Raw genomic sequence first — 21,606 nt, 5'->3', positions numbered from 1 at the left:
CACCGCCGACAGCGCCCAGGCCCGGGTCCGGAGACCGGACGGATTCACGCTTCCGACCTGCGGAAACGTGAGGTACGTGCCGGTGCCTGTACGTCTCTCGTACATGATCAAGCCGCGGAGTCAGGCCGTCCGGCGCGGTAACCCCCTACAGGTGCCGCCCCCACCAGTCGAGGATGGCGTCGAAGCGGGCCACCCGATGGCTGGGAAGCCCTGAGCGGGACAACTCATGTCCCTCCCCCGGGAACAGCAGCAGCTCCGTCTCCACCCCCCGCAACTGAAGCTTGACGAACAACCGCTGCGCCTGCTCGACCGGGCACCGCCAGTCATGCTCCGAGTGGATGATCATAAACGGCTTGTCGATCTTGTCGGCGTGTGTGAGAGGGCTCTGCTCCACCCAGCGCGCCGGGTCCTCGCCGTACAGGTCGCGCGCGAACGACCACCCGATGTCACTACTCCCGTGGAAACTGTCGATCGCGTTGACCGCGCGCTCGCTGATCGCCGCCTTGAACCGGTCGCCGTGGTGAGCAGCCATCCACGTGGTCATGAAGCCGCCGTGCGAGCCGCCGAGCACTCCGGCGCGGGAGGCGTCCAGGCCGCCGGTGGCCAGGGCGGCGTCGAACAGCGCCAGCAGGTCGAGAGCCGTCAGGCGGCCGACGTCGCCGAAGACGTGCCGGCCGTGCGCCTGGCCGTAGCCGGAGGAGCCGCGAGGGTTGCCCATGACGACGGCGTAACCGGCCGAGGCGTAGATCTGGGCCTCGTCGAAGACGTGCCAGCCGTACTGCGCGAAGGGGCCACCGTGGATCATGAGGAGCACGGGGTGCGGCCCCTCGCCGGCAGGGCGGACGATCCAGCCGTGCACGGGGTAGCCGTCCGGGGCCGTGCCGGTGACCTCCTCGACGGGGAGTACGTCGAGGCCGGGGCCGAAGGAGGTGAGGGTGATCTCCTTGTCCCGGTGGAGGGCAACCAGCTCGCCGGGGGTACGGGCGTCGGCGACGGCCACGACGGTGACGTCGGCGGCGTGGGCGACGGCGTCGACCTCGCGGGGGCCGTTGATCAGGACGGTGGGTTCCGCGCCCGTGTACGGCACGTGCAGCAGGTCCTTGGCGCCCCGGTTCTCCACGGTGACGAGCACGCCGTCGGTGGTGGGGACGTACGGGGTGACGGGGAGGTGGAAGCGTTCCTCGTCGGTGAGGCGGCGGGCCGCGCCGCCGGCGAGCGGCATCAGCCAGAGCCCGAAGTTCTTGGCGACCAGGTGGCGGCCTTCGGGGCCGGCGCCGGCGCCGAGGAAGCACAGGGCGTCGCCGTCCGGGGTGAAGCGCGGTGCGGCCACTGCCAGGTCGGTGGCGGTCACGCGGCGCAGGTCCGAACCGTCGGGGGCGCTCACCCACACGTCGTTGGTGAGCGTGCTGCCGCGCTCGTCATGGCGTGCGGCCACGAACGCCAGCAGCGCGCCGTCCGGGCTCCAGGTGACCCCGTCGTGGTCGAAGTCGCCCTCGGTGATCTGCGTGGCCGAGGGCTCCTCGGCGAAGGGGTCGACGACGAAGACGTGAGAGCGCCGGTCAAGGAAGAAGCCCAGGTTGTCCCGCCGGTACTTGAAGCCGGTGATGCGGCGCGGCCGTTCCTTCTCCGGCTTGTTCTCGCCGTACCGGCCCTCCTCGGGCACACGCGCGACGAAGGCCAGCCGCCGCGAGTCGGGGCTCCACACCGGCTCGCTGACGCCGAGCGGCTCGTCGGTCACCTTCCGCGGCTCGCCGCCGCCGGTGGGCATAACGTAAAGCTGCGGCTTGGCGCCGTCGCCGCCGCGGACGAAGGCCAGCCAGGCGCCGTCGGGGGAGTACGCGGGCTCTCCGTCGCGCGGACCTCTCGTCAGCCGGCGCGGCTCGGTGAAGCCGTCCGTCGGGACCAGCCAGAGGCCGCCGCGGTACTCGTCGGCCTCGAGGTCGGGCCGGGTCACGGCGACGATCGCATGCTTCCCGTCGGGCGAGATCGTCGGCGCGCCGAGAGCATGCAAAAGGGAGATATCCGCAGGTTTCATGCTTGAGACCCTAGCCGTAGTGCTTCAGCGGCCACAGCAGCGCGGAGATCACGGATTCCTGTGCGCCTGCGGACGGGGCGGACGGCGCAGGACCACGGTGAGGCCGTGCCCGGGGGAGGCCTCAGCGACCGATGGAGCGGGCGCTGTCCGGGGTCAGCAGTGGGGAGTCGAGGATGCGACGCTCGATGAAGCGGACGACCTCGTGCTCCGTGACGTCCGACCGTCGGACGACGGAGTGCAGACGGCCGGCGGTGTCCGACAGGTCTTCGAGGTCGGCGCTGAGGCGGGCGAACTCTTTGGGCGTGACGTAGAAGACCGTCGGGCACGGCCGGGTGGCTGGGTCGTCCCAGTCGAACGGCCAGTCGAACTGTTCCTCCGTCCCGGCGCGCGCTTCGTCCGGAGTGACCGAGTATTGCGAGATGAGCAAATCGAAGACACGTGCCTGCTCCACCGAGGTGAATTCGGAGATGTCGCCCGGCAGATGGTTCACCGACCAGGGCCGGGGAGTGGTAACGGCGGGGACGAACGACACCTGGACGACCTCGTTGAGGTCGAAGGTGTACATGCCCTCGTACAGCTCGGCCTGCTCGGGCTCCTCGTCCCAGCCGCGTGCGCGAACACGGACGTAGTAGTTCGGGCTGTTCCCAATCTTCACCGGACGACCTCCTCGATCCGCACGCTAGCAGGCCGAGGCCCGCGCGTCGTCGGCGCCGATCCAGTCGGCGCAGGGGGCACTTCTGGTCGCGTTCGGGGCCTGACGGTCGGAGCGGCCACGGGTGGCGGGCGGCGGCAGGGATTCGCCGGGGCGGCCGGGCCGGCTGAGAATTGGGGGTTCCATGTCGTCCCTGCGGAGTAGTTCGCCGGCGTCGCCGCCGGGGCGCATGCTCGGCTCCCGAGGCGTCGACCGGCGCGGCGATCCGCCCGCACGAGGTGCTGGCCTTCGACTGGGCGGACCGGGCGTACGGGGCGTACGAGTGGTTCCCCGCCGAAGGACCTGGTGCTGCTCGGCACGGCCGACCAGCGTCACGAGCCGACCGAGTCCAACTACATGCGCCAGCACCCGGAGACGGACTACCGTGCCGGGACGGACCGGCGAGGACCTCGGCATCAAGTGGGGACGGCACAACGACGATGGCACTTCTGGTCGACTTCCGGAAAACCCGGGAGACCGACACACAGGTGGAGTATCGCTTCGGACATCCGGAGATGGACCGCCTGCTGGTGATCGAGAAATCCACGCTGGAGGGCACTCCGGCGGACGGGACGGTGGACCGCACGTACGCGGCGGTGGTCACGAAGATCCTGCGGTTGCGCCGGGAACGGGAGAGCTGGCCGGCGGGCGGGACGTACGCGGCGTAGAGCCGGCCCGGCTCCGGAGCGGCCGGTGGCGCCGCCGCTGAGATCAGTTCTGGTGGCCGGCAAGCCCTTATTCTGATCTTCATGCCCCCCGTGCCGACGCGAACGCTCGTTGCTGGACTGCTCGCCGTCATGAGCGCCGCCATCGCCACGGGATGCGCCGCGCCCCGGCAGCCGCCCGCTTCCCAGAAGAGCGCCGCGGCTCCCGGAGAGAGCTCCGCACCTTCCGGGGGGAGCGTCAGCCCGTACACCGGAGAGGCCGTCCGCAGCATCGTGCGCGTCACCGGAACCGCGCATGCGTGTGATCGGGATGTCGAGGGAACCGGATTCGTCTACGCGCGGGAGCGGGTGATGCTCACCGCCCACACGGTGGCCGGAGCGGATCGGAACCTGAAGGTTTCGCTGGCCGACGGGCGGGGCTTCGACGCCGAGGTGGTGGTCTTCGATCCGCTGGTGGACATAGCCGTGCTGTCGGTCGAGGGTCTCCCTTCGCCCTCCCTTCCTCTGCAGGTGAAGCGGGAGGCGTCGGCGATGGTGATCGGGTATGAGGAAGGCGGAACGACCCCGTCGGTCCAGCCCGCCATCCTGGGTGATCGAGTGCCCGCCACGTCTCGCGGGATCTACGACGATCAGCTTGTCGGGTTCGACAGCTACTCCTTTCGGGGGCCACGGGTGCGGCGGGGCATGTCGGGGGCTCCCCTCGTCTCCCGCGACGAACGGGTTCTCGGCATGGTCTTCGCCGTGGATACGGATCTGGAGGACAAGGGGTACGCGCTCACGGCCCGGCAGCTTTCGACGGCCGCGAAGGCGGGAAGGCGCGCGACCGCCCCGGTCTCCACCGAAGGGTGCGCCTGACCATCGCCTCCCCGCATCCCGAGCGGCCTGACCATGCGCCCGCCGCTCCGACTCCGATGACCCCCCGCTCCTGCCCTGAGGCATGATCAGCGGGCGATCGCTCCCGCCCCCCGTGGGCAGGTCGACGGCCGGCGCATGCCGAGCCCCGGCTCTAGGCCGACTCGCGGACGACCAGTTCGGTGGGGAGGATCACCGGGTCGGCCGGGCCGCCCTCGAAGAGGCCGAGCAGGAGCTTCACCATCGCCGCCGCCTGCTCGGTGAACGGGTGCCTGATCGTGGTCAGCGGGGGCTCGGTGAACTTCGCCGCTTCGATGTCGTCGAAGCCGACCACGGCCACGTCGTCGGGAACCCGCCGGCCCGCCTGCCGGAGCGACTGCAGCGCGCCGACGGCCATCAGGTCGTTGGCCACGAAGACGGCGTCGAGATCCGGATCGTCGTGGAGGAGCTGGCGCATGGCCACCGCGCCGGACTCGCGGGTGAAGTCGCCGACGGCCACGATGGAGCGGCGGTCGGACTCCCGCAGCATGTTGCGGTAGCCGGTCAGCCGGTCCTGGCCGCCGATCATGTCCTGCGGCCCGGCGATCGTCGCGATGCGGCGCCGTCCCTTGTCCAGCAGGTGCCGTACGGCCTTCTCGGCGCCGCCCACGTTGTCGTTGTCCACGTACGGCAGGGGCACGGGCACGGCGGGCCTGCCGTACGAGACGATCGGCACGGACATGCGGGAGATCGCGGCGGGCAGCGGGTCGGCGCCGTGCATGGAGATGAGCATGACGCCGTCCACGTGGCCGCCGGCGATGTAGCGCTCGATCCGCGCGTGGCTCTTGGGCGAGCCCGCCAGCATCAGCACCACCTGCCGGTCGGCGGCCTCGAGCTCCAGGCTGGCGGATCTGATGACCGTGGAGAACATCGGGTCCTCCGAGAACACCCTGGTCGGCGGCTCGGAGACGACCAGGGCGATCGAGTCGGTCCGCTGGGTGACCAGGCTGCGGGCGGCCGAGTTGGGCACGTATCCCAGCTCGTCGACCGCGCGCAGCACGGCCTCTCTGATCTGCGGCGTCACCGTCGCCTGTCCGTTGACGACCCGGGAGACGGTCGCGCGCGACACCCCCGCCCGCGCGGCGACCGCCTCCAGCGTGGGTCGTTTCATCTGTCCCCCTGAGAGCCGTAGGAGAGGCCGTTGCGGCCGATGACCTCGCGGTACCACAACGCGCTCTCCTTGGGAATGCGCCGCTGGGTCGCGAAGTCGACGTACACGATCCCGAACCTCTTGTGGTATCCATACGCCCATTCGAAGTTGTCCAGCAGCGACCATACGAGATAACCGCGCAGATCCGCACCGGCCGATATCGCCGCGTGCGCGGCGCGCAGGTGCGCGTCGAGGTATCCGACCCGCTCCGGGTCGGATACCTGTCCGTCCCGGACGACGTCGTCGAAGGCGGCGCCGTTCTCGGTGACCAGCAGGCCAACCTCGGGATAGTCGCGGGACAGCCTGAGCAGGAGCGACTCCAGTCCGGCCGGATCGATGGGCCAGTCCATCGCCGTCGTCGGCCCGGCCGGCGGGTCGAACCGGACGCCCTCGGTGCCGGGGAACGCCGGGTTGGCGGGCTCGCCGGGGGCGGAGGAGACGAAGGACGGGTTGTAGTAGTTGATCCCGAGCAGTTCCAGAGGCTGCCGGATGATCTCCAGATCGCCGTCCCGGATGTGGTCGAGGCCGCCGTGCCGGGCGGCGATCTCCAGCACGTCCGCCGGGTAGCTCCCGCGCAGCGCGGGGTCGAGGAACTGCCGGTTGAGCAGCCCGTCCACCGTGGCGATGACGGGCGCGGCGTCGCCCGGCCCGATCACGGGGGCCAGGTTGAGGGTGAGCGCGATCTCGGCGGCGCCGGCCGTACGCAGCGCGGAGGCGGCCAGCCCGTGCCCGAGCAGCAGGTGGTGCGCGGCGCGGAAGGCGGCGGCCGGGCTCTGCCGTCCCGGCGCGTGCACGCCGGAGCCGTAGCCGAGGAAGGCCGCGACCCACGGCTCGTTCAGGGTCGTCCAGGTCCGGATCCGGTCGCCGAGCCGGTCGTGTACGGCCGTCGCGTAGTCGGCGAATCGGTACGCGACGTCCCTGGAGGTCCAGCCGCCGGAGTCCTCCAGCGCCTGCGGCAGGTCCCAGTGGTAGAGCGTCGGGTAGGGCGCGATGCCGTGCGCCAGGAGGTCGTCCACGAGCCGGTCGTAGAAGTCGAGCCCGCGCGGGTTGACCGGGCCGGATCCGGTGGGACGCACCCGCGGCCAGGCGACGGAGAAACGGTAGGCCGCCAGGCCGAGCCCGGCCATGAGCCGGACGTCCTCGGCGTAGCGATGGTAGTGGTCGCAGGCGACGTCCCCGGTGTGACCGTCGGCGACCTTGCCCGGCACGCGGGAGAAGCTGTCCCAGATGGAGCGCCCTCTGCCGTCCTCGGCGGCGGCGCCCTCGATCTGGTACGCCGCGGTCGCGGCCCCCCAGACGAAGCCGTCGGGGAACTCCAGCCGCCCGCCGCGGCCTTCGTCCGTCTCGCCGCGCGTGGTCCTGGCGGACGCCGCCGTCACAGGAGGTTCCCCGGGGTGCGCGGTGGTCGTGGCGCTCATCCTTTGACCGCTCCCTGCATGATTCCTCCGATGATCTGCTTGCCGAGAAGGACGAAGATGAGCACGAGCGGCAGCGTCGCCACCGCCGTCCCGGTCAGCCCGAGTGTGAAGTCGCGGACGTACCCGCTGGCGAGCTGGGACAGCGCGACCTGCACCGTCGGGTCGTCCGGGGTGAGGACGACCAGCGGCCAGAAGTAGTCGTTCCAGGCCGTCATGAAGGTCAGCATCCCGAGCACCGCGGCGGCGGGCCGCGCCGCCGGGACGACGATGTGCCGGAACAGCCGCCAGGTGCCGCAGCCGTCGATGCGCCCGGCCTCGAGCAGCTCGGTGGGAAGCGCGCGGCTGAGGTACTGCGTCATGAAGAACACGCCGAACGCGTTGACCAGCGCGGGCACGATCACGGCGTACAGCTTCCCCGTCCACTCCAGCTTGATCATCAGCATGTAGAGCGGGATGATGCCGAGCTGGGTCGGGACCATCATGGTCACCACGGTGAGCAGCAGCAGCGCGTTCCGTCCCCGGAAGCGCAGCTTCGCGAACGCGAAACCGGCCAGCGTGGAGAAGAACGTCACCGAGACGGTGATCGTGCCGGCCACCACGAACGAGTTGACCAGTGCCAGCGCGAACGGCGTGGTGTCGAAGACCCGCGACACGTTGGCGAGGAAGTTGCCGCCGGGCAGCAGTGGCGGCGGCATCTCGGCCATCGCCGCGTTGTCGTGCGAGGCGACGATCACGCTCCAGTAGACGGGGAAGGCGGAGAAGAACGCCACCGCCACCAGCGTGAGATAGGTGAGCGGGTGCTTGCGCAGGGCTCTCATCCGCGCACCCCGGTTCCCGCGCGCGTCAGGCGGCTTTCCTCGCATGCCGGACGACTTCCGTCACACATCGAGACCTCCGCGCATCCTGCGGACCACCAGGTAGTTGAATCCGACGACGAGTACCACGAGCAGGAACATCACCCACGCGGCGGCCGAGGCGTAGCCGAACTCGAAGCTCCGGAAGCCCTTCTCGTACAGGTAGAGCGCGAGCGTCTGGAACTGGCGGTCGGTGCCGCCCGTGGTCGCCGCGCCGTTGCTCACCTGGGCGCCGAACAGCAGCGGTTCGGCGATGATCTGCATCGAGCCGATCGTGGTGACGATGACCGTGAAGATGATCGTCGGGCGGATCATCGGGATCGTGATGCCCCAGAGCTGCCGGGCCGCCGAGGCCCCGTCGATGGTCGCGGCCTCGTAGATCTCCCGGGGTACGGCCTGCATCGCGGCCAGATAGATGAGCGCGTTGTACCCCGTCCACCGCCACATGATCATGGTGGCGATGGCGACGTGTGAGCTCGCCACGTTCGCCTGCCAGTACACGCGGTCGATCCCGACGAGGTCCAGCAGCGCGTTGACCAGGCCGAAGTCGCGACCGAAGAGCTGGCTGAAGATCACCACGACGGCGACGACGCTGGTGACGTTCGGCAGCAGCAGGGTGATGCGGAACAACGTCTGCGCCCTGAGCGGCCGGTTCAGCAGGTGGGCGAGCACCAGCGCGAGCGCCAACTGGGGAGCCGCGGACAGGACCCCGATCGACAGCGTGTTGAACGCCGCGTTCCAGAAGTAGCCGTCGGAGAACAGCTCCCGGTAGTTGTCCAGGCCGATGAACGGGTTCGCGCTGCTCAGCAGGTTCCAGTCGTGCAGCGAGACCCACGCCGTGTAGATCAGTGGGAAGACGCCGAAGGCGGCGAAGAGCAGGAAGAAGGGCGCGATGTAGGCGTAGGGGGAGACCAGCCGGTCCAGCCGGTGGCGCCACGGCGAGGTCGCCGCCCGCGTACGGCTCTCGCCCGGCGGCGGGTGCGGCGGGCTCTCGGCGGCCGGCGCCCGACGGACGACAGGCATCGGGAATCCTTTCGTTCCGAGTGTTACGAGTGTTCGGGCGCCCGGATTCCGGTCGTTCCGGGACGGTGGGCCCCAGGGATCACCCAGGGGATCGCCGGGCGGCGGAGGGGGCACCGGACGCCTGGTTACTTGACGTTCTCGACGTCCTTGAGGACCTGGGCCCACGCCTGCTCGGGGGTCTGCTTGCCCTGCTCCACCCGGCCGAGGCCGTTGCCGATCGCCGTGCGCACGTCACCCTCCTTCGGGCCGAGGTGCTGCGGCTTGAGGTTCTTGGCGGCGTCGGAGTAAATCTTGCCGACGGGCGCGCCGTTGAAGAAGTCCTTGGTGAAGTTCTGGATGTCCGGCTGGTCGTACAGCGCCGGGATCGAGGGGAAGTTGCCGATCGCCTTGAAGACGGCCGCCTGACTGTCGGGCGACGTCAGGAAGTCGACCAGCTCGGCCGCCTCCTTGGGGTGCTTGCTCTGCTTGGGAACTGTGAGATGCGTTCCGCCGGCGTTGCCCGCGCCGCCGGGAACGGTGGCGATGTCCCACTTGCCGGACGCGTTCTTGGCCTGGTCCTGGATGTACGCCGTCATCCAGGCCGGGCAGATGATCGTGGCGAACGAGCCCTTGGCGAATCCGGTGTTCCACTCGGGCGTCCACGCGCCGATCTTGGCGGACAGGTCGTCCTGGACCATCCGGACGGACAGGTCCCAGGCCTTCTTCACGTCCGGGTTGGTGGCGACGACGATGTTGTCCTGCGCGTCGTACACGCCGACGGGGGCCTGCGCGATGATCGCCCGCATGATCTCGCCGGGGCTGTCGAAGAACTTCGTGCCCTTGGGCGCGGAGGCGGTGAACTTCTTGCCGGTCTCGATGTACTGGTCCCAGGTGGGCCACAGCGCGGATACCTCGTCGCGTTCGGTGGGCAGCCCGGTCTTCTTGAACAGGTCGGTGCGGTAGCACATGGCCAGGCCGCCGACATCGGTGCCGAGTCCCACGACGGCCCTGTTGGGGGCGACGCCCTGCTGCCACTTCCAGTCGAGGTACTCGCCCTGGCGCTTGTCCAGGCCGTACTGCTTGAGGTCCTGGAACCGGTCGGGCTGAGCGGTGAACTGGCTGATGAAGCCGACCTCGATGCCCTCGACGTCCGCGGCGCCCGCGCCGGTGGCGAGGTGTGCGGCGAGGTTGGTGTGGTGGTCGGCGTAGGCGGCCTGGCGCTCCTCGATCTCGATGTTCGGGTGCGTCTTCCTGAACTCCTCGTACAGCGGCTTGAAGCCGAAGTCGCCGAAGAGGCCGACGGTCAGCTTGATCTTCTCGGCCGGGGCGGCCGTGTCTCCGTTCGCGGGGGTGGATCCGCCACCGCCACTGCATGCGGTGACGGTCAGCAGCGTGGCGGCGACCATGGGGGCGAGCAGCCGGGGGAGTCGGCGGCCGGTGCGGGGGATGCCCATGAACCCTCCTCGGGTTCCGAGTTAACGATCATGAAGAGAGCGCTCTCGCACAAGATTCGGCCGCACTCCTCGAAGCGTCAAGGGTTGGATCAGTAACGATCCCCGTTACCTGATCACGCCGTCACCGCTTGTGAGAGCGCTTCTATCTCGCGAAACCGCAGCTCTGGCGCGGAATGACACGTCGCCTTTGATGCCTCTCCGTGCCGAGAGTCGCCATTTAGGTGGCGAGTCCGGTCCGTACGCCCCAGGGGCGGCCGGAGGGGGTACGGTCGCTCCATCTCTGGCCGCGCCACGAGAAAGAGAGCGCTCTCCTGATCTTCGAGAAGCATTCCCTTCCCGTTGCGGTCGGTAGCGGGCCGGCGCGGAGGCGCTCATCCCCGCCGGCGGCCACCGCTCCGGGGTCGGTCCGCGCGGTCAGCAGTTCGACGATCCAGGAGGAGCGCAGCCGCCGGTGGGCCGGTGGTGGGCGATCCAGGAGCTGAACAGGTTCTTGGCATGCCGGGCGGCGGCCTGCCATCGGGCGTCCGCCGCGCGCATTGACATGGAATGTCCTTCCGTGTTGTCTGATGGCACAGCTGGCACGGTGATCAACACTCACCGAACCCGGAGACGCGCGCGCCGACCAGCCGCCGGTGGGCCGGACGGCTGACCGACGACATCCCCCTTCGACAACGTGGAGGAGACCTGATGCGTGCGCTGGTGGCGACCGGTCCCGGTCGACTGGTCCTGGATGAGGTTCCCGATCCCGCGGTTGCTCCGGGCCAGGTCCTGGTCCGATCCCGGGTGACGGCGGTCAGCGTCGGCACCGAGCTGCGCATGCTCTACGAGGGCCGTCCCGAGCGTCGTGACACGGACCCGCCCTGGCCGGTGATCGGAGCCTTCGGCTACTTCGCGGCGGGCGCCTTCGCCTGGAGCGATGCCGACGTCAAGGGCCTCGACCAGTTCACCGCGGCCGCCGGGACGGCCGGTTAGCAGACACGGAGGTGGCAAGCATGTCCCCTTTATCAAGATGGGCGCCTTTAGGGGTGCTCCTCCTCATCACTGGAGTGCTGCACGTCAGCACGAGTCCGGCATTCGCGACGCAGGACCCCACGCAGCCCGACGTCACGATCATCTCGCCGCAGAACAGCGACTGCGAGCCGTGGGACCCGAACAAGACCAGGGATCAGAACGAGGTCGTCCTCTGCCCGTGGTTCCCGTCGATGGCCAGGCTCGCCAACGGCGACCTGTACCTGGCCTACTCCTGGTCCGTCAGCCACTCGCACAGCGGCGCTATCGCGGCACGCCGTAGCACCGACAACGGGCAGACGTGGTCCGCGCAGCAGATCATCGCCGCCGATCCGGACCCGCTGACGGTGGACGTCAAGGAGCCGAGCCTCACCGCACTCAGCGACGGCACGCTGCTGATGTCCTACTACGACTACCGCCCGTCCCGGCCGAATCGCCGCCAGGTGTACGTCAAGCGCTCCACCGACAACGGCCAGACCTGGTCGAGCGCGATCGTGCCGCAGACGCTGATGTACACCGCCCAGAAGGGCACCGTCGCCACCAACGGCGAGATGCTGCAGCTGAGCAACGGCGACGTCCTGCTACCCGTGTACGGCATGCGCGCGTCCGACGGATCCCTCGGCTACAACGGCGCGCACGTGCTGCGCAGCAACGACGGCGGGCTGACCTGGGACCCGGCCGACGAACGGGTGGTGATGTGGGAAGGCCTTGACTACACGCCCAACGTGACCGTGGGCTACGTCGAGCCGGCGCTGGCCGACCTCGGCGGCGGCCACCTGATGATGGTCGCCAGGACCCAGAACCACGGCGACGTCAGCCGGGTCAGCCACTCCTACGACAACGGCGACACCTGGACCGAGCCGGTCGACGAGCCGTCGATCATGGCGCACGCCCCGCACTTCCTCAAGCTGGCCGACGGCAGCCATCTGCTCACCTATGGCGACCGCTCGAACACCTACGCGCAGGGCAGGCCCGTCGTCGGGCGGAGGTACCTGCCGTCCCAGGGGTGGTGGCAGGCTCCGCCCACCCTGATCTACCGCAACCCGGGCGTCTTCGACGACATGTCCTACCCCGCGAGCGTGCAGCTCGGCGACGGCCGGATCTTCACCGTCTACTACGACCGCGGTCAAGCCATCCTCGCCGGGACGTACACCGACCCGGGCGACTACACGGTCACGCCCTGCGCGGCGCCGGTCGACGACACCGCCGCCGGCCCGCCGGCGGGCAGTGCCGTGCTCGACCTGCCGGGCATGGCGGCCGGCCACACGCTGACGGTCGACACCGACATGACCTACACCGCGAGCTCGCGGCCCGCCGTAGGGATCTACGGGGCGGTCGACGGCAGCCACGACTACTGGCACAGCACCATGGCCAACCACACCGCGCCGCCGAGCACCCACTACGACCTGGGGCTGCCGGCGTCGCAGCAGGTGACCGCCATCGGGCTCACGCTCAAACCCGGCTACCACGAGTCGGCGAAGATCTACCTGTCCGCAGACGGGACGAACTGGGGCTGCCCGGTCGCGGCGGCCGACCAGCTCCAAACCGATCGACCCGCATGGTTCCAGCTGGCGACCCCCGCGAACGCGCGGCACGTCAGGATCGAGGTGACGTCGGCGGAGGGCTGGGCGATGCTCACCGAGCTGATGATCGCCACCACCGGCTGAGCGCCTGGGGGCTCGGCGAGGGAGGCTGCCCTGTCCGGGCGCGGGGCGGCCTCCCCGCACTGACGCGTCGATCGGCGGCGCGAGGATCGTTGCCCGCGCACACCTGCTCGGGGGGTAGGCACCCCGCCCGTCACGTGCGCGTCTCGATCACCGACACGAGCCGCAACGGCGATGCCCTCCTCACGGAGGTGGCGCTGCGCATCTGGCCCACGACCTTCGACCGGGTGCCCTGATCAGTGCCGGCCGCTGATCGGCCAGCGGGCCACGGCGGTGTCGCCGTCGACCACGTAGACGGAGCTCCACATGTTGACGACGCCACAGCCGTGGTTGGGCAGGACGCGCAGCAACTCGCCGACGCGTAGCGCCTCCGCGTCCTGCCCTGTCAGGTAGCCGTGCTCCTCGTTGGCCTTGGCGAAGGCCAACGAGGGCCGGCCGACCACTCGGCCGAAGCCGGATCCGGTCACGGAGGCGTCGGAACTCATCGCCTTGAGGCCCGCGTCCACGATGGCGGTCCCCTCTCGCTGGGTGCTCACCACCCGGGTGAGCACCGTCAGCGCCGTACGGGACATGTCGGCGGTGCCGAGCGCGACCTGGTTGCCGTCGTAGAAGACGTACGTGCCCGCCCGCGCCTCCGTGACGCCGGGAACGAAGGGCGCGGTGACCGCGCCGGGCGTCGATCCGACGGACACGATCTCGCACGGATGACCGGCGGCGCGCAGCTCGCCCGCCACGCCCGCGAGGACCTCCCCGACCAGCCTGCCCGCCTTGTCCATGCCCGTCCGGTCGCCCAGGTACGTCATCAGGTGGCCCTCGTGGGTCAGCACCCCGCGTAGCTCCAGCGACGGGTAGGCCGCCAGCTCGGCGGCCAGGGAGACCGCGTTCTCGGGTGCCACTCCCGCCCTGCCGAGACCGGTGTCCACCTCGATCAGGTACGGCACCCGCCGCTTCGCCGCCTGGGCCGCCTCGGCGAGCGGACGGGCGACCTCGGCCGAGTCGATGGCCACGGTCACGCCCGTTCGTACGGCGAAGTCCACCTTCGCGGGCCCGACCGGCTGGTGCGCCCAGATCAGGTCGGTGATCCCGGCGTCGAGCAGCACCGTGACCTCGGCCATGGTCGCGCAGGTGAACCCGATCGCGCCGTGAGCGAGCTGGAGTCTGGCCACGTCAAGGCACTTGGATGCCTTGAAGTGCGGGCGCAGCCGTACCCCTGCCGACGCCGCAAGTGCCGACATGTCAGCAATATTCCGGATAAGTCGGTCCTGATCGATCAGCAAGGCCGGAGTCGGCAGCTCACTCAGCCGTACCGGCGCAAAGGGACTCACCGCACCCCCAGCAGGTCGCGCGGGTCCTCGTCCAGCAGACGTTCGATCGTGTCCGGCCGGACGCCTTCAAGCCCCGGGACGCGGATCTCGGTGAGCGCCCGAAGCCCTCGAACCGCCTCGTCCGGCGTCCAGAGCGGGAAGTCGGAGCCGAAGAGCAGCTTGTCCGCCACCCCCCACTCCTGCGCGCGGACCAGCGCGAGGAACCCGTCGAGCGGCCTGGACCAGGTCGCGGACACATCGGAGAAGACATGCGCGTTCTTCCTCAGCACGATCATCGTCTCGCGCTGCCACGGATGCCCCAGGTGAGCGATGATCTGACGCAGGCTCGGATGCCGCCTGGCCACCTCGTCCACGACCAGAGGATTGGAGACGCCGAGGTCGCCGTGCGGGCTCGGCGTCGCGCCCATGTGCCAGAGCAGCACGAGCCCCGCCTCCGCCGCCGCGGCGTAGAACGGATCGTGAACGGTGTCGCGCGGATCGAAGTGGGCCAGCACCGGATAGAGCTTGACGCCGCGCAGCCCCTTCGCCACCCCGTCCGCCATCTGTTCGAGAACGTCGGGGTCGGTGGGGTCGAGCGCCATGAAGCCGACGGTCTCCGCACGCGTGTCGGCGCAGAAACGGGCGACGAACTCGTTCGACGTGGCCACGCCCGCCGAGGTGGCCCGGATGCCGAAGACGAACGCCGCCGTCACTCCCTTCATCGCCGCGTCATAGTCGGCGGGCGTCACGTCGGTCCAGCCCCTGCCGTACACGGGCCGCCAGTTGGCCTCCCACTCGCAGCCCCAGTGCTCGGCCAGCAGGCAGTGAGTATGCACGTCGATCATCAGGAGTGTCCCCCTTCCGCGGGCGACAGTGAGCGGTGGACCACGCGCAGCGCGGCGGCGAGGTCGGGGTCCGCGGCCATGTCGGCGGCGGTCGCGCGCAGCTCGGCCAGATATCCGCCGTGCCGCTCCGGGTCGAGCTCGCCGGACGGGCCGGAGACGCTGACCGACGCGACCCAGCGGCCCTCGATCTCCAGCGGGACGGCCAGGCAGCGCAGGCCGATGTTGGACTCGTTGTCGTCGAACGCGTAGCCGCGCTCCCTGGTCAGCTCAAGGTCCGCGCGGAGCTCGGCGAGCCCGGTCAGGGTGTTGCCCGTCTTCGGCTCGTACGGCTCCGCGGGCAGATGGCGCACCAGCTCGTCGGCACCGAGCCCGGCGAGGAGGAGCTTGCCCAGCCCGGTCGCGTACGCCTCCGCCCGCGACCCGCTCATGGCCGTGTAGCGGATGGGCCGATCCGGCTCCTCGACGCTCAGATGCAGCACCTGAGCGCCGTCGAGCACGCCGAGATTGGCCGTCTGCCCGGTGGTCGCGGCGAGGTCGGCGAGATAGCCGCGGGCGGTGGCCGAGACGTCCAGCGTCGAGACGTACGCGGTGGAGAGTTCGAGCACCTTGTGGCCGAGCCGGAACGATGGCCGCTCGTCCACCCGTACCACGTACTCGGTCTCGGTGAGTACGGCGAGCAGCCGTACCAGCGTGCTCTTCGGCAGGCCGGTCTCGTCGTTCAGTTCGCCGAGCGTGACCGGCTGCTTGGCCGTGGCCAGCCTTTCGAGCAGCGCGAGCCCTCTGGCGAGGGCGTGGGCGTGGTAGTTGGCCGCGGCCGGTTTGTCGTCGTCAATGGTTCTTCTCATGTCGTCACTTCCGTCAGCGCGCGCAGGACCCGGCCCGGCTGTGCGCCCGTGTGGGCGTCGTCGTCGATCACGACGGTTCCGTTCACGACGACGAGGTCGATGCCCGCCGGGTAGCGGTGGGGATGGGTGAAGGTGCTCAGATCCTCGATCTTCTCCAGGTCGAGCAGCAGCAGGTCCGCAGCGGCGCCCGGCCGGATCACGCCGCGCCCCACAAGGCCGAACAGTTCGGCGGGCCCCGCGGTGCACTTGCGTACAGCCTGCTCCAGCGTAAGCCGTCCCGGGCCGACATAGCGATGCAGGAGGCGAGGGTAGCAGCCGTAGGACCGGGGATGTGGTGTTCCACGACCGGTCGGTCCCGCCGGGTCGAGCGCGAATCCGTCGGAGCCGATCACGGTCGCGGGATGGGCGAGCGCGGCGAGCAGGTCGTCCTCGGAACGGCCGAAGGCGACCATGGCGACGGCGTTGCCGCGCTCGGCGACCAGGTCCATGGCGGTGTCGTCGCTCGCCAGCGGGCTCCCGTCGACGAACACGTCCGCCCAGTCCCACCAGCGGTTCGCCCATTCGGCCCTGATCCGGTCGCGGGCCCGCGGGTCGCGCAGCCGCAGACGCATGGCGGCCTCGCCGCCGTCATGCGCCCAGCCGGGCAGGAGCTGGGAGAGGTTGGCGCTGCCGGCCAGGTAGGGATAGACATCGGCGTGCACGTCCGCGTCCGCCGTCTCGATCAGCCGCAGCGCCTCGGTCACCCCACCCCAGTTGCGGCGCCCGACCGCCGCCAGGTGGGAGATCTGGGTACGGCTCCCGCTCGCCTCCGCGACCCGTACGGCCTGCGCCACGGAATCGAGCAGCCGGTCGGTGTAGTCGCGCAGGTGCCACGCGAAGACCCGGCCGTGCGCCGCCACGACCCTGGCCAGCGCGGTCAGCTCGGCCTCGTCCGCGTAGCAGGCAGGGGCGTAGATCAGCCCGGTGCTCAGCCCCGCGGCACCTTCCTCGAGAGCCTCGGCGAGCAGCTCGCACATGCGGGTCCGCTCAGCGGGCGTGGCCGGCCTGTCGGCGAAGCCCACGGCGGCGGCTCGCAGCGGCAGGTGCCCGACGAGCGACGCGGTGTTCACCGACGGCCTCGCGTCCGCGAGCACCGCCCGGTAGTCCGCCAGGTTCCGCCACGACCACTCCACCGCGGGATCGGCGTCGATGAAGGCGACGGCGGCGCGCAGGGCGGTGATGTCGGTCCCTGGTGTGAGGGGCAGGACGCCGAGTCCGCAGTTGCCGAGCACCTCGGTCGTGACGCCCTGGCGGATCTTGCTGTGCGCCTGCGGGTTGCTGAGCAGGGCCAGGTCGGAGTGGCTGTGCACGTCGACGAAGCCGGGGCACACTACGCGCCCGGCCGCCTCGATCACGCGCGCCCCCGTACGCCCCGTCAGGTCCCCCACGGCCTCGACCCGACCTCCGGAAACCGCGACGTCCGCCGTATGGGCGGGGGCTCCCGTCCCGTCGACCACCAGGCCGCCTCTGATCAGCAGGTCAGTCATCGCCGATCCTGAACGTGCCCTCGACCTCGACGGGGCTGCCGAGCGGCAGCGCGGCCACGCCGATCGCGGCCCTCGCGTGCGCGCCGCGCTCCGGCCCGAGCAGGGTGAGCAGCAACTCCGTCGCGGCGTCGGCCACCAGGTGCTGCTCGCCGAAGCCCGGCGCGCATGCGACGTAGACGGTCACTTTGACCGCGGTGACCCGGTCGAGCGAGCCGACCTCCGCGCGCACGGCCGCGAGCACGTTGCGGGCGCACTGCCAGGCGCAGGCGCGGGCGGTCGCGAGGTCCACGCCCGCGCCGACGGTGCCCGTCGCGATCAGCCTGCCGCCGGGGGCGGACGCGACCTGTCCCGATGCGACGAGCAGCCCGCCGTCGCGTCGTACCGGGGCGACGGGTGGCCGGTCAGGACGGGCCGGAGGTGTGTCCGGAAGAGTGTCGAGCACTGATGGTCTCCTCTGGGAAGTGACAGGCGCTCGGATGCCCGGCGCCGAGACGGTCTTCGAGAACTGGCTCCTCGACGGCGCATCGGTCCCGTGCCTTCCAGCATCGGGTCCTGAAGCGGCAGCCCGACGGCGGGTCGGCCGGGCTCGGCACGTCCCCGGACAGCAGGATGCGCTCTCCTGCGCCGCGCAGCGAGGGATGCGGGATCGGCACCGCGGAGATCAGCGCCTTGGTGTACGGGTGGCTCGGCCGCTCGAAGATGTCGGCGACCCCGCCGATTTCGACGATCTTGCCGAGGTACATGACGGCGACCCGGTGGCAGATGTGCCTGACCACCGACAGGTCGTGCGAGATGAACAGGTATGCCAGGTCGAGCCCGCGCTGCAGGTCCGCCAGCATGTTGATCACCTGAGCCTGGATGGAGACGTCCAGCGCGGACACCGGCTCGTCGAGCACGAGCACGCGCGGCCCGAGGGCGAGCGCGCGGGCGATGCCGAGCCGCTGTCGCTGGCCGCCGGAGAACTCGTGCGGATAGCGATTGGCGTGCTCGGGCGCGAGGCCGACGAGTTCGAGCAGCTCCTCAACCCTGCCCTCCTCGTACACGCCCTGCACGCGCAGCGGCTCGGCGACGACCTCGTGCACGGTGAGCCTCGGCGAGAGGGACGCGTACGGGTCCTGGAAGACGATCTGGATGTCCCGCCTGAGTGGGCGCATCTCGGCGGGGGAGAGCGCGGCCAGGTCGCGCCCGGCGTACAGGATGCGGCCCGCCGTCGGCTCCATGAGCCGGACGAGCAGGCGGCCCGTAGTGGTCTTGCCGCAGCCCGACTCGCCCACGAGCCCGAGCGTCTCGCCCGCCGACAGCGTCAGGTCCACTCCGTCCACGGCGTGGACCGCGCCGGTCTGCCGCCTGAGCAGGCCCGATCTGATCGGATAGTGCTTGACCAGCCCCTCGACGCGGAGCACTTCCGTTGTCGTCATGCGAGCTCCTCGTGGAAGTGACAGGCGGTGGCGTGCCCCGCGCCGACGGCGGTCAGCCCGGGCCGCGAGATACGGCACGGCTCCCGGTCCGCGGCGATCGGGCAGCGCGGATGGAACGGGCAGCCGGGCGGCGGCGCGAGCATGCTCGGCGGGCTGCCGGGGATCGGGACGAGCGCGCCGGGAGAGGACTCGATGCGCGGCCTGCTCGCCATCAGGCCCCTGGTGTACGGGTGCCTGGGCGCGTCGAAGACGGCGTGCACGTCGCCCTGCTCGACCACCCGGCCCGCGTACATCACGGCCACTCTGTCGGCCAGCTCGGCGATCACCCCGAGATCGTGGGTGATCAGGATCGCCGCCGCCCCTGTTCGCTCCCGCGCGCTCCTGAGCAGGTCGAGGACCTGGGCCTGGATGGTCACGTCGAGCGCGGTGGTGGGCTCGTCGGCGATGAGCAGCGCGGGCTCGTTGGCCATGGCCATCGCGATCATCGCCCGCTGCCTCATGCCGCCGGAGTACTCGTGCGGGAACTGCCGGTACCGCGTCGCCGGGTTGGGCACGCCGACGGAGGCGAGCAGCTCGATCACGCGGTCCCGTACCGCCCCGCGCGAGAGCCCCTTCCCGTGCAGCCGGACCGCCTCGGCGATCTGCCGGCCAACGGGAACGACCGGGTTGAGCGCGGTCATGGGGTCCTGGAACACCATCGCGATCTCGCCCCCGCGTACGGCCCGCAGCGCGCGTGGCGACAGGTCGAGCAGGTTCCTGCCGCGGAAGCGGATCCGCCCGCGCGTGATCCGGCCCGGCCGCCTGACCAGGCCGAGCACGGACATCGCCGTCACGCTCTTGCCGGAGCCCGACTCGCCGACCACCCCGACGACCTCACCCGGCCGTACGTCGAGGAAGACGCCGTCCACCGCCTTGACGAGGCCGTCCTCGGTGGGGAACTGGACGGCCAGGTCCTCGATGGTCAGCAGCGGCTCGTCCATCAGCGCACTCCTCTCGGGTCCACGGCGTCGCGCAGCCCGTCACCGACGAAGTTGACGGCGAGTACCGTGAGCGCGATGGCGAGGCCGGGCGGCAGCCAGAGCCACGGCATGGTCCTGATCAGCGTCAGGTTCTGCGCGTCGGTGAGCATGTTGCCCCAGCTCGCCTGCGGCGCCTGGACGCCGAGGCCGAGGAACGACAGCACGGCTTCGAGCAGGATGATCTGCGCCACGAGCAGCGTGCCGACCACCGCGACCTGGGCGAGAACGGCGGGCACGATGTGCCTGGCGATGATCGACGCACGGCCCGCGCCGAACGCCCGCGACGCCTGCACGTACTCCTGTTCGCGCAGGCCCAGTGCGAGCCCGCGGACCACCCGGCAGGAGGTCGGCCAGTTGCAGGCGGCGAAGACCACCACCAGCATCGGCGCGCTCGGGCCGAGGACCCCGGCCAGGACGACGACCACGACCAGGGAGGGGAACGACAGCACCACGTCGGCGGTGCGCATGATCACGGCGTCCGCGACCCCGCCGATCACCCCCGCGACCGCGCCGAGGAGCGTACCGGCCATCACGGCGGCGAGCGACGCGACGAGGCCGACGAGCAGCGACACCCGCCCCGCGTACACCAGCCTGGCGAACACGTCCCGGCCCGAGGAGTCGGTGCCGAGCAGGTGCTCGCCCGACGGCGGGCGGCGGAACGCGGTGAGGTCCACGGCGTTGGGATCGTGGCCCGCGACGAACGGCGCGCATACGGCCAGCAGGACGACGAGGACGAGGAAGACCGCGCCGGCGACGGCCATCCGGTTGCGCAGGAACCTGCGAAGTGCCAGTCGCGCGGGCGACCGGCGCGAAATCTGTGTCGTGAGGACGGCGGTCATTGCAGGCTGATCCTCGGGTCGGCCACGGCGTACAGGACGTCGGCGGCGAGGTTGCACAGCAGCACGAGCACAGCGATGAACAGCGCGAAGCCGATCACCACCGGATAGTCGAGCTGCCCGATCGAGCTGATCGCGAGCTGGCCCATCCCCGGCCAGGCGAAGACCTGCTCAAGAGCCACGGCTCCGGCGAGGAGCTGCGGCACGTAGATCATGATGACGGTGATGAGCGGGATCAGCGCGTTGCGCAGGGCGTGGCGCAGCAGTACGCGCGGCGGTCCCGCGCCCTTGGCCTCGGCGGTGCGGATGTAGTCGGCGCCCAGCTCGGCGATGAGCCCGCCGCGCACGTACCGCATGAAGGGCCCGGCGATGGACAGGGCGAGGATGGCCGCGGGCAGCACCAGGTGCGCCAGGACGTCGGTGCCGCCACCACCCGGGGTCGTCATGCCCGAGGAGGGGAACCAGCCGAGGGTCAGCGAGAACACGTAGATCGCCGCGATGCCGAGGAAGAAGCTCGGCACGGAGATCACCGCGAGGCTGACGACGGCCGACGCGTAGTCGGCCGCCGAGTTCCGCCTGACCGCCGCCAGCGTGCCCGCCGGGACCGCGACGAGCAGGCCGAGCAGCAGCGCGGTGCCCATCAGCAGGACGGTCGGCCCGATGCGCTCGCCGAGCACCGCGCTCACCGGGCGGTGACTCACGAAGGAGTAGCCGAGGTCGCCGGTGAGGGCGTCGCGCAGCCAGACGACGTACCGCACGACGACGGGGTCGTCGAGACCGAGTTCGGCCCGCTTTCGCGCGATGAAGTCCGGGCCGCCCGCGGCGAGCTGCTCGGGGTTCACCATCATCCGGACGGGATCGCCGGGGGCGGCTCTGACCAGCAGGAACACGCCGACACTGATCAGAAGGAAGACGCCCACGTTGACCATCAGTCGGCGAGCGACGTAGGTCAGCACGGTGGTCCCTCCTGTTTCGCGGTCC

General features: G+C 70.5%; 21 protein-coding genes. 4 read left to right on the top strand and 17 right to left on the bottom strand.

Annotated elements, in window-relative coordinates:
* Nucleotides 1-145 precede the first annotated feature (145 nt).
* Together AWQ71_RS25245 and AWQ71_RS25240 are read right to left on the bottom strand one after the other, a co-directional pair.
* The gene (locus tag AWQ71_RS25245) at nt 146-2,035 is read right to left on the bottom strand and encodes a S9 family peptidase (RefSeq protein WP_067137379.1); all 1,890 of its coding nucleotides are present in this window, start codon (nt 2,033-2,035) and stop codon (nt 146-148) included.
* A gap of 121 nt (nt 2,036-2,156) precedes the next feature.
* The gene (locus tag AWQ71_RS25240) at nt 2,157-2,690 is read right to left on the bottom strand and encodes a hypothetical protein (RefSeq protein ID WP_067137378.1); all 534 of its coding nucleotides are present in this window, start codon (nt 2,688-2,690) and stop codon (nt 2,157-2,159) included.
* A 476-nt stretch (nt 2,691-3,166) separates the two neighbouring features.
* On the opposite strand from AWQ71_RS25240, the gene AWQ71_RS25235 reads away from it, so the two are divergent.
* Both AWQ71_RS25235 and AWQ71_RS25230 read left to right on the top strand, forming a co-directional pair.
* The gene (locus tag AWQ71_RS25235; protein ID WP_067137376.1) at nt 3,167-3,394 is read left to right on the top strand and encodes a hypothetical protein; all 228 of its coding nucleotides are present in this window, start codon (nt 3,167-3,169) and stop codon (nt 3,392-3,394) included.
* 81 nt (nt 3,395-3,475) lie between these two features.
* The gene (locus AWQ71_RS25230) at nt 3,476-4,246 is read left to right on the top strand and encodes a trypsin-like peptidase domain-containing protein (RefSeq protein ID WP_084259268.1); all 771 of its coding nucleotides are present in this window, start codon (nt 3,476-3,478) and stop codon (nt 4,244-4,246) included.
* Nucleotides 4,247-4,397: 151 nt separating this feature from the next.
* Here AWQ71_RS25230 and AWQ71_RS25225 read toward each other — a convergent pair whose 3' ends face one another.
* The 6 genes from AWQ71_RS25225 to AWQ71_RS44465 all read right to left on the bottom strand — a co-directional run bounded on the left by AWQ71_RS25225 (nt 4,398) and on the right by AWQ71_RS44465 (nt 10,703).
* On the bottom strand, nt 4,398-5,393 hold the full coding sequence (locus tag AWQ71_RS25225) for a LacI family DNA-binding transcriptional regulator (protein WP_067137372.1): 996 nt from the start codon (nt 5,391-5,393) through the stop codon (nt 4,398-4,400).
* The gene (locus AWQ71_RS25220; protein WP_084259267.1) at nt 5,390-6,850 is read right to left on the bottom strand and encodes a GH1 family beta-glucosidase; all 1,461 of its coding nucleotides are present in this window, start codon (nt 6,848-6,850) and stop codon (nt 5,390-5,392) included. Before AWQ71_RS25220 ends, AWQ71_RS25225 begins: the two co-directional genes overlap by 4 nt.
* Nucleotides 6,847-7,668 carry a carbohydrate ABC transporter permease gene (locus AWQ71_RS25215; protein ID WP_084259266.1) on the bottom strand — a complete coding sequence of 274 codons (822 nt, stop codon included), beginning with the start codon at nt 7,666-7,668 and terminating at the stop codon, nt 6,847-6,849. Before AWQ71_RS25215 ends, AWQ71_RS25220 begins: the two co-directional genes overlap by 4 nt.
* A gap of 60 nt (nt 7,669-7,728) precedes the next feature.
* Nucleotides 7,729-8,727: a carbohydrate ABC transporter permease gene (locus tag AWQ71_RS25210; RefSeq protein ID WP_084259265.1), complete on the bottom strand. Its 999-nt coding sequence runs from the start codon at nt 8,725-8,727 to the stop codon at nt 7,729-7,731.
* A gap of 125 nt (nt 8,728-8,852) precedes the next feature.
* Entirely contained in the window at nt 8,853-10,160 is a 1,308-nt protein-coding gene (locus AWQ71_RS25205; protein WP_067137369.1) for an ABC transporter substrate-binding protein, read from the bottom strand.
* Between the two features lie 414 nt (nt 10,161-10,574).
* Nucleotides 10,575-10,703, bottom strand: a complete 129-nt coding sequence (locus AWQ71_RS44465; protein WP_281196248.1) for a hypothetical protein — start codon at nt 10,701-10,703, stop codon at nt 10,575-10,577.
* A 144-nt stretch (nt 10,704-10,847) separates the two neighbouring features.
* Here AWQ71_RS44465 and AWQ71_RS25200 point away from each other — a divergent pair, with 144 nt between their 5' ends.
* Both AWQ71_RS25200 and AWQ71_RS25195 read left to right on the top strand, forming a co-directional pair.
* Nucleotides 10,848-11,132, top strand: coding sequence for a hypothetical protein (locus tag AWQ71_RS25200; protein ID WP_067137367.1), 285 nt, complete (start codon nt 10,848-10,850; stop codon nt 11,130-11,132).
* A 74-nt stretch (nt 11,133-11,206) separates the two neighbouring features.
* Complete coding sequence (locus AWQ71_RS25195; RefSeq protein ID WP_169806624.1) at nt 11,207-12,835, top strand: exo-alpha-sialidase; 1,629 nt, start codon at nt 11,207-11,209, stop codon at nt 12,833-12,835.
* A gap of 233 nt (nt 12,836-13,068) precedes the next feature.
* Here AWQ71_RS25195 and AWQ71_RS25190 read toward each other — a convergent pair whose 3' ends face one another.
* Genes AWQ71_RS25190 through AWQ71_RS25150 form a run of 9 tightly spaced genes read right to left on the bottom strand, consistent with a single transcriptional unit; the run spans nt 13,069 to nt 21,581 of the window.
* The gene (locus AWQ71_RS25190) at nt 13,069-14,157 is read right to left on the bottom strand and encodes an alanine racemase (RefSeq protein WP_281196247.1); all 1,089 of its coding nucleotides are present in this window, start codon (nt 14,155-14,157) and stop codon (nt 13,069-13,071) included.
* On the bottom strand, nt 14,154-14,981 hold the full coding sequence (locus AWQ71_RS25185; protein WP_084259262.1) for an amidohydrolase family protein: 828 nt from the start codon (nt 14,979-14,981) through the stop codon (nt 14,154-14,156). The genes AWQ71_RS25190 and AWQ71_RS25185 overlap by 4 nt, the downstream gene beginning before the upstream one ends.
* The gene (locus AWQ71_RS25180; protein WP_067137361.1) at nt 14,981-15,826 is read right to left on the bottom strand and encodes an IclR family transcriptional regulator; all 846 of its coding nucleotides are present in this window, start codon (nt 15,824-15,826) and stop codon (nt 14,981-14,983) included. Before AWQ71_RS25180 ends, AWQ71_RS25185 begins: the two co-directional genes overlap by 1 nt.
* The gene (locus AWQ71_RS25175) at nt 15,823-17,352 is read right to left on the bottom strand and encodes an N-acyl-D-amino-acid deacylase family protein (RefSeq protein ID WP_067137359.1); all 1,530 of its coding nucleotides are present in this window, start codon (nt 17,350-17,352) and stop codon (nt 15,823-15,825) included. Before AWQ71_RS25175 ends, AWQ71_RS25180 begins: the two co-directional genes overlap by 4 nt.
* Nucleotides 17,345-17,794: a RidA family protein gene (locus tag AWQ71_RS25170; protein ID WP_067137357.1), complete on the bottom strand. Its 450-nt coding sequence runs from the start codon at nt 17,792-17,794 to the stop codon at nt 17,345-17,347. Before AWQ71_RS25170 ends, AWQ71_RS25175 begins: the two co-directional genes overlap by 8 nt.
* A complete protein-coding gene (locus AWQ71_RS25165) occupies nt 17,754-18,770 on the bottom strand; it encodes an ABC transporter ATP-binding protein (RefSeq protein WP_067137355.1) in 1,017 nt (338 codons plus the stop codon). Before AWQ71_RS25165 ends, AWQ71_RS25170 begins: the two co-directional genes overlap by 41 nt.
* Nucleotides 18,767-19,750, bottom strand: a complete 984-nt coding sequence (locus AWQ71_RS25160; RefSeq protein WP_067137353.1) for an ABC transporter ATP-binding protein — start codon at nt 19,748-19,750, stop codon at nt 18,767-18,769. The genes AWQ71_RS25165 and AWQ71_RS25160 overlap by 4 nt, the downstream gene beginning before the upstream one ends.
* A complete protein-coding gene (gene opp4C, locus AWQ71_RS25155) occupies nt 19,750-20,628 on the bottom strand; it encodes an oligopeptide ABC transporter permease (RefSeq protein WP_067137351.1) in 879 nt (292 codons plus the stop codon). Before opp4C ends, AWQ71_RS25160 begins: the two co-directional genes overlap by 1 nt.
* Nucleotides 20,625-21,581: an ABC transporter permease gene (locus tag AWQ71_RS25150; RefSeq protein ID WP_157570553.1), complete on the bottom strand. Its 957-nt coding sequence runs from the start codon at nt 21,579-21,581 to the stop codon at nt 20,625-20,627. The genes opp4C and AWQ71_RS25150 overlap by 4 nt, the downstream gene beginning before the upstream one ends.
* Nucleotides 21,582-21,606: the final 25 nt, after the last annotated feature.

Source organism: Microtetraspora malaysiensis (assembly GCF_001528665.1).
Classification (GTDB): domain Bacteria; phylum Actinomycetota; class Actinomycetes; order Streptosporangiales; family Streptosporangiaceae; genus Microtetraspora_A; species Microtetraspora_A malaysiensis.
The sequence above is the reverse complement of the archived record's forward strand: the minus strand, read 5'-3'. Positions and strand labels throughout refer to the sequence as shown.

Excerpts from the sequence above, each read along its gene's own strand:
- AWQ71_RS25205 (WP_067137369.1), bottom strand. The coding sequence starts at position 10,160 with ATGGGCATCCCCCGCACCGGCCGCCGACTCCCCCGGCTGCTCGCCCCC.
- AWQ71_RS25220 (WP_084259267.1), bottom strand. The coding sequence starts at position 6,850 with ATGAGCGCCACGACCACCGCGCACCCCGGGGAACCTCCTGTGACGGCG.
- AWQ71_RS25180 (WP_067137361.1), bottom strand. The coding sequence starts at position 15,826 with ATGAGAAGAACCATTGACGACGACAAACCGGCCGCGGCCAACTACCAC.
- AWQ71_RS25225 (WP_067137372.1), bottom strand. The coding sequence starts at position 5,393 with ATGAAACGACCCACGCTGGAGGCGGTCGCCGCGCGGGCGGGGGTGTCG.
- AWQ71_RS25235 (WP_067137376.1), top strand. The coding sequence starts at position 3,167 with ATGGCACTTCTGGTCGACTTCCGGAAAACCCGGGAGACCGACACACAG.
- opp4C (WP_067137351.1), bottom strand. The coding sequence starts at position 20,628 with ATGACCGCCGTCCTCACGACACAGATTTCGCGCCGGTCGCCCGCGCGA.
- AWQ71_RS25230 (WP_084259268.1), top strand. The coding sequence starts at position 3,476 with ATGCCCCCCGTGCCGACGCGAACGCTCGTTGCTGGACTGCTCGCCGTC.
- AWQ71_RS25165 (WP_067137355.1), bottom strand. The coding sequence starts at position 18,770 with ATGACGACAACGGAAGTGCTCCGCGTCGAGGGGCTGGTCAAGCACTAT.
- AWQ71_RS25160 (WP_067137353.1), bottom strand. The coding sequence starts at position 19,750 with ATGGACGAGCCGCTGCTGACCATCGAGGACCTGGCCGTCCAGTTCCCC.
- AWQ71_RS25210 (WP_084259265.1), bottom strand. The coding sequence starts at position 8,727 with ATGCCTGTCGTCCGTCGGGCGCCGGCCGCCGAGAGCCCGCCGCACCCG.
- AWQ71_RS25215 (WP_084259266.1), bottom strand. The coding sequence starts at position 7,668 with ATGAGAGCCCTGCGCAAGCACCCGCTCACCTATCTCACGCTGGTGGCG.
- AWQ71_RS44465 (WP_281196248.1), bottom strand. The coding sequence starts at position 10,703 with ATGTCAATGCGCGCGGCGGACGCCCGATGGCAGGCCGCCGCCCGGCAT.
- AWQ71_RS25185 (WP_084259262.1), bottom strand. The coding sequence starts at position 14,981 with ATGATCGACGTGCATACTCACTGCCTGCTGGCCGAGCACTGGGGCTGC.
- AWQ71_RS25245 (WP_067137379.1), bottom strand. The coding sequence starts at position 2,035 with ATGAAACCTGCGGATATCTCCCTTTTGCATGCTCTCGGCGCGCCGACG.
- AWQ71_RS25200 (WP_067137367.1), top strand. The coding sequence starts at position 10,848 with ATGCGTGCGCTGGTGGCGACCGGTCCCGGTCGACTGGTCCTGGATGAG.
- AWQ71_RS25175 (WP_067137359.1), bottom strand. The coding sequence starts at position 17,352 with ATGACTGACCTGCTGATCAGAGGCGGCCTGGTGGTCGACGGGACGGGA.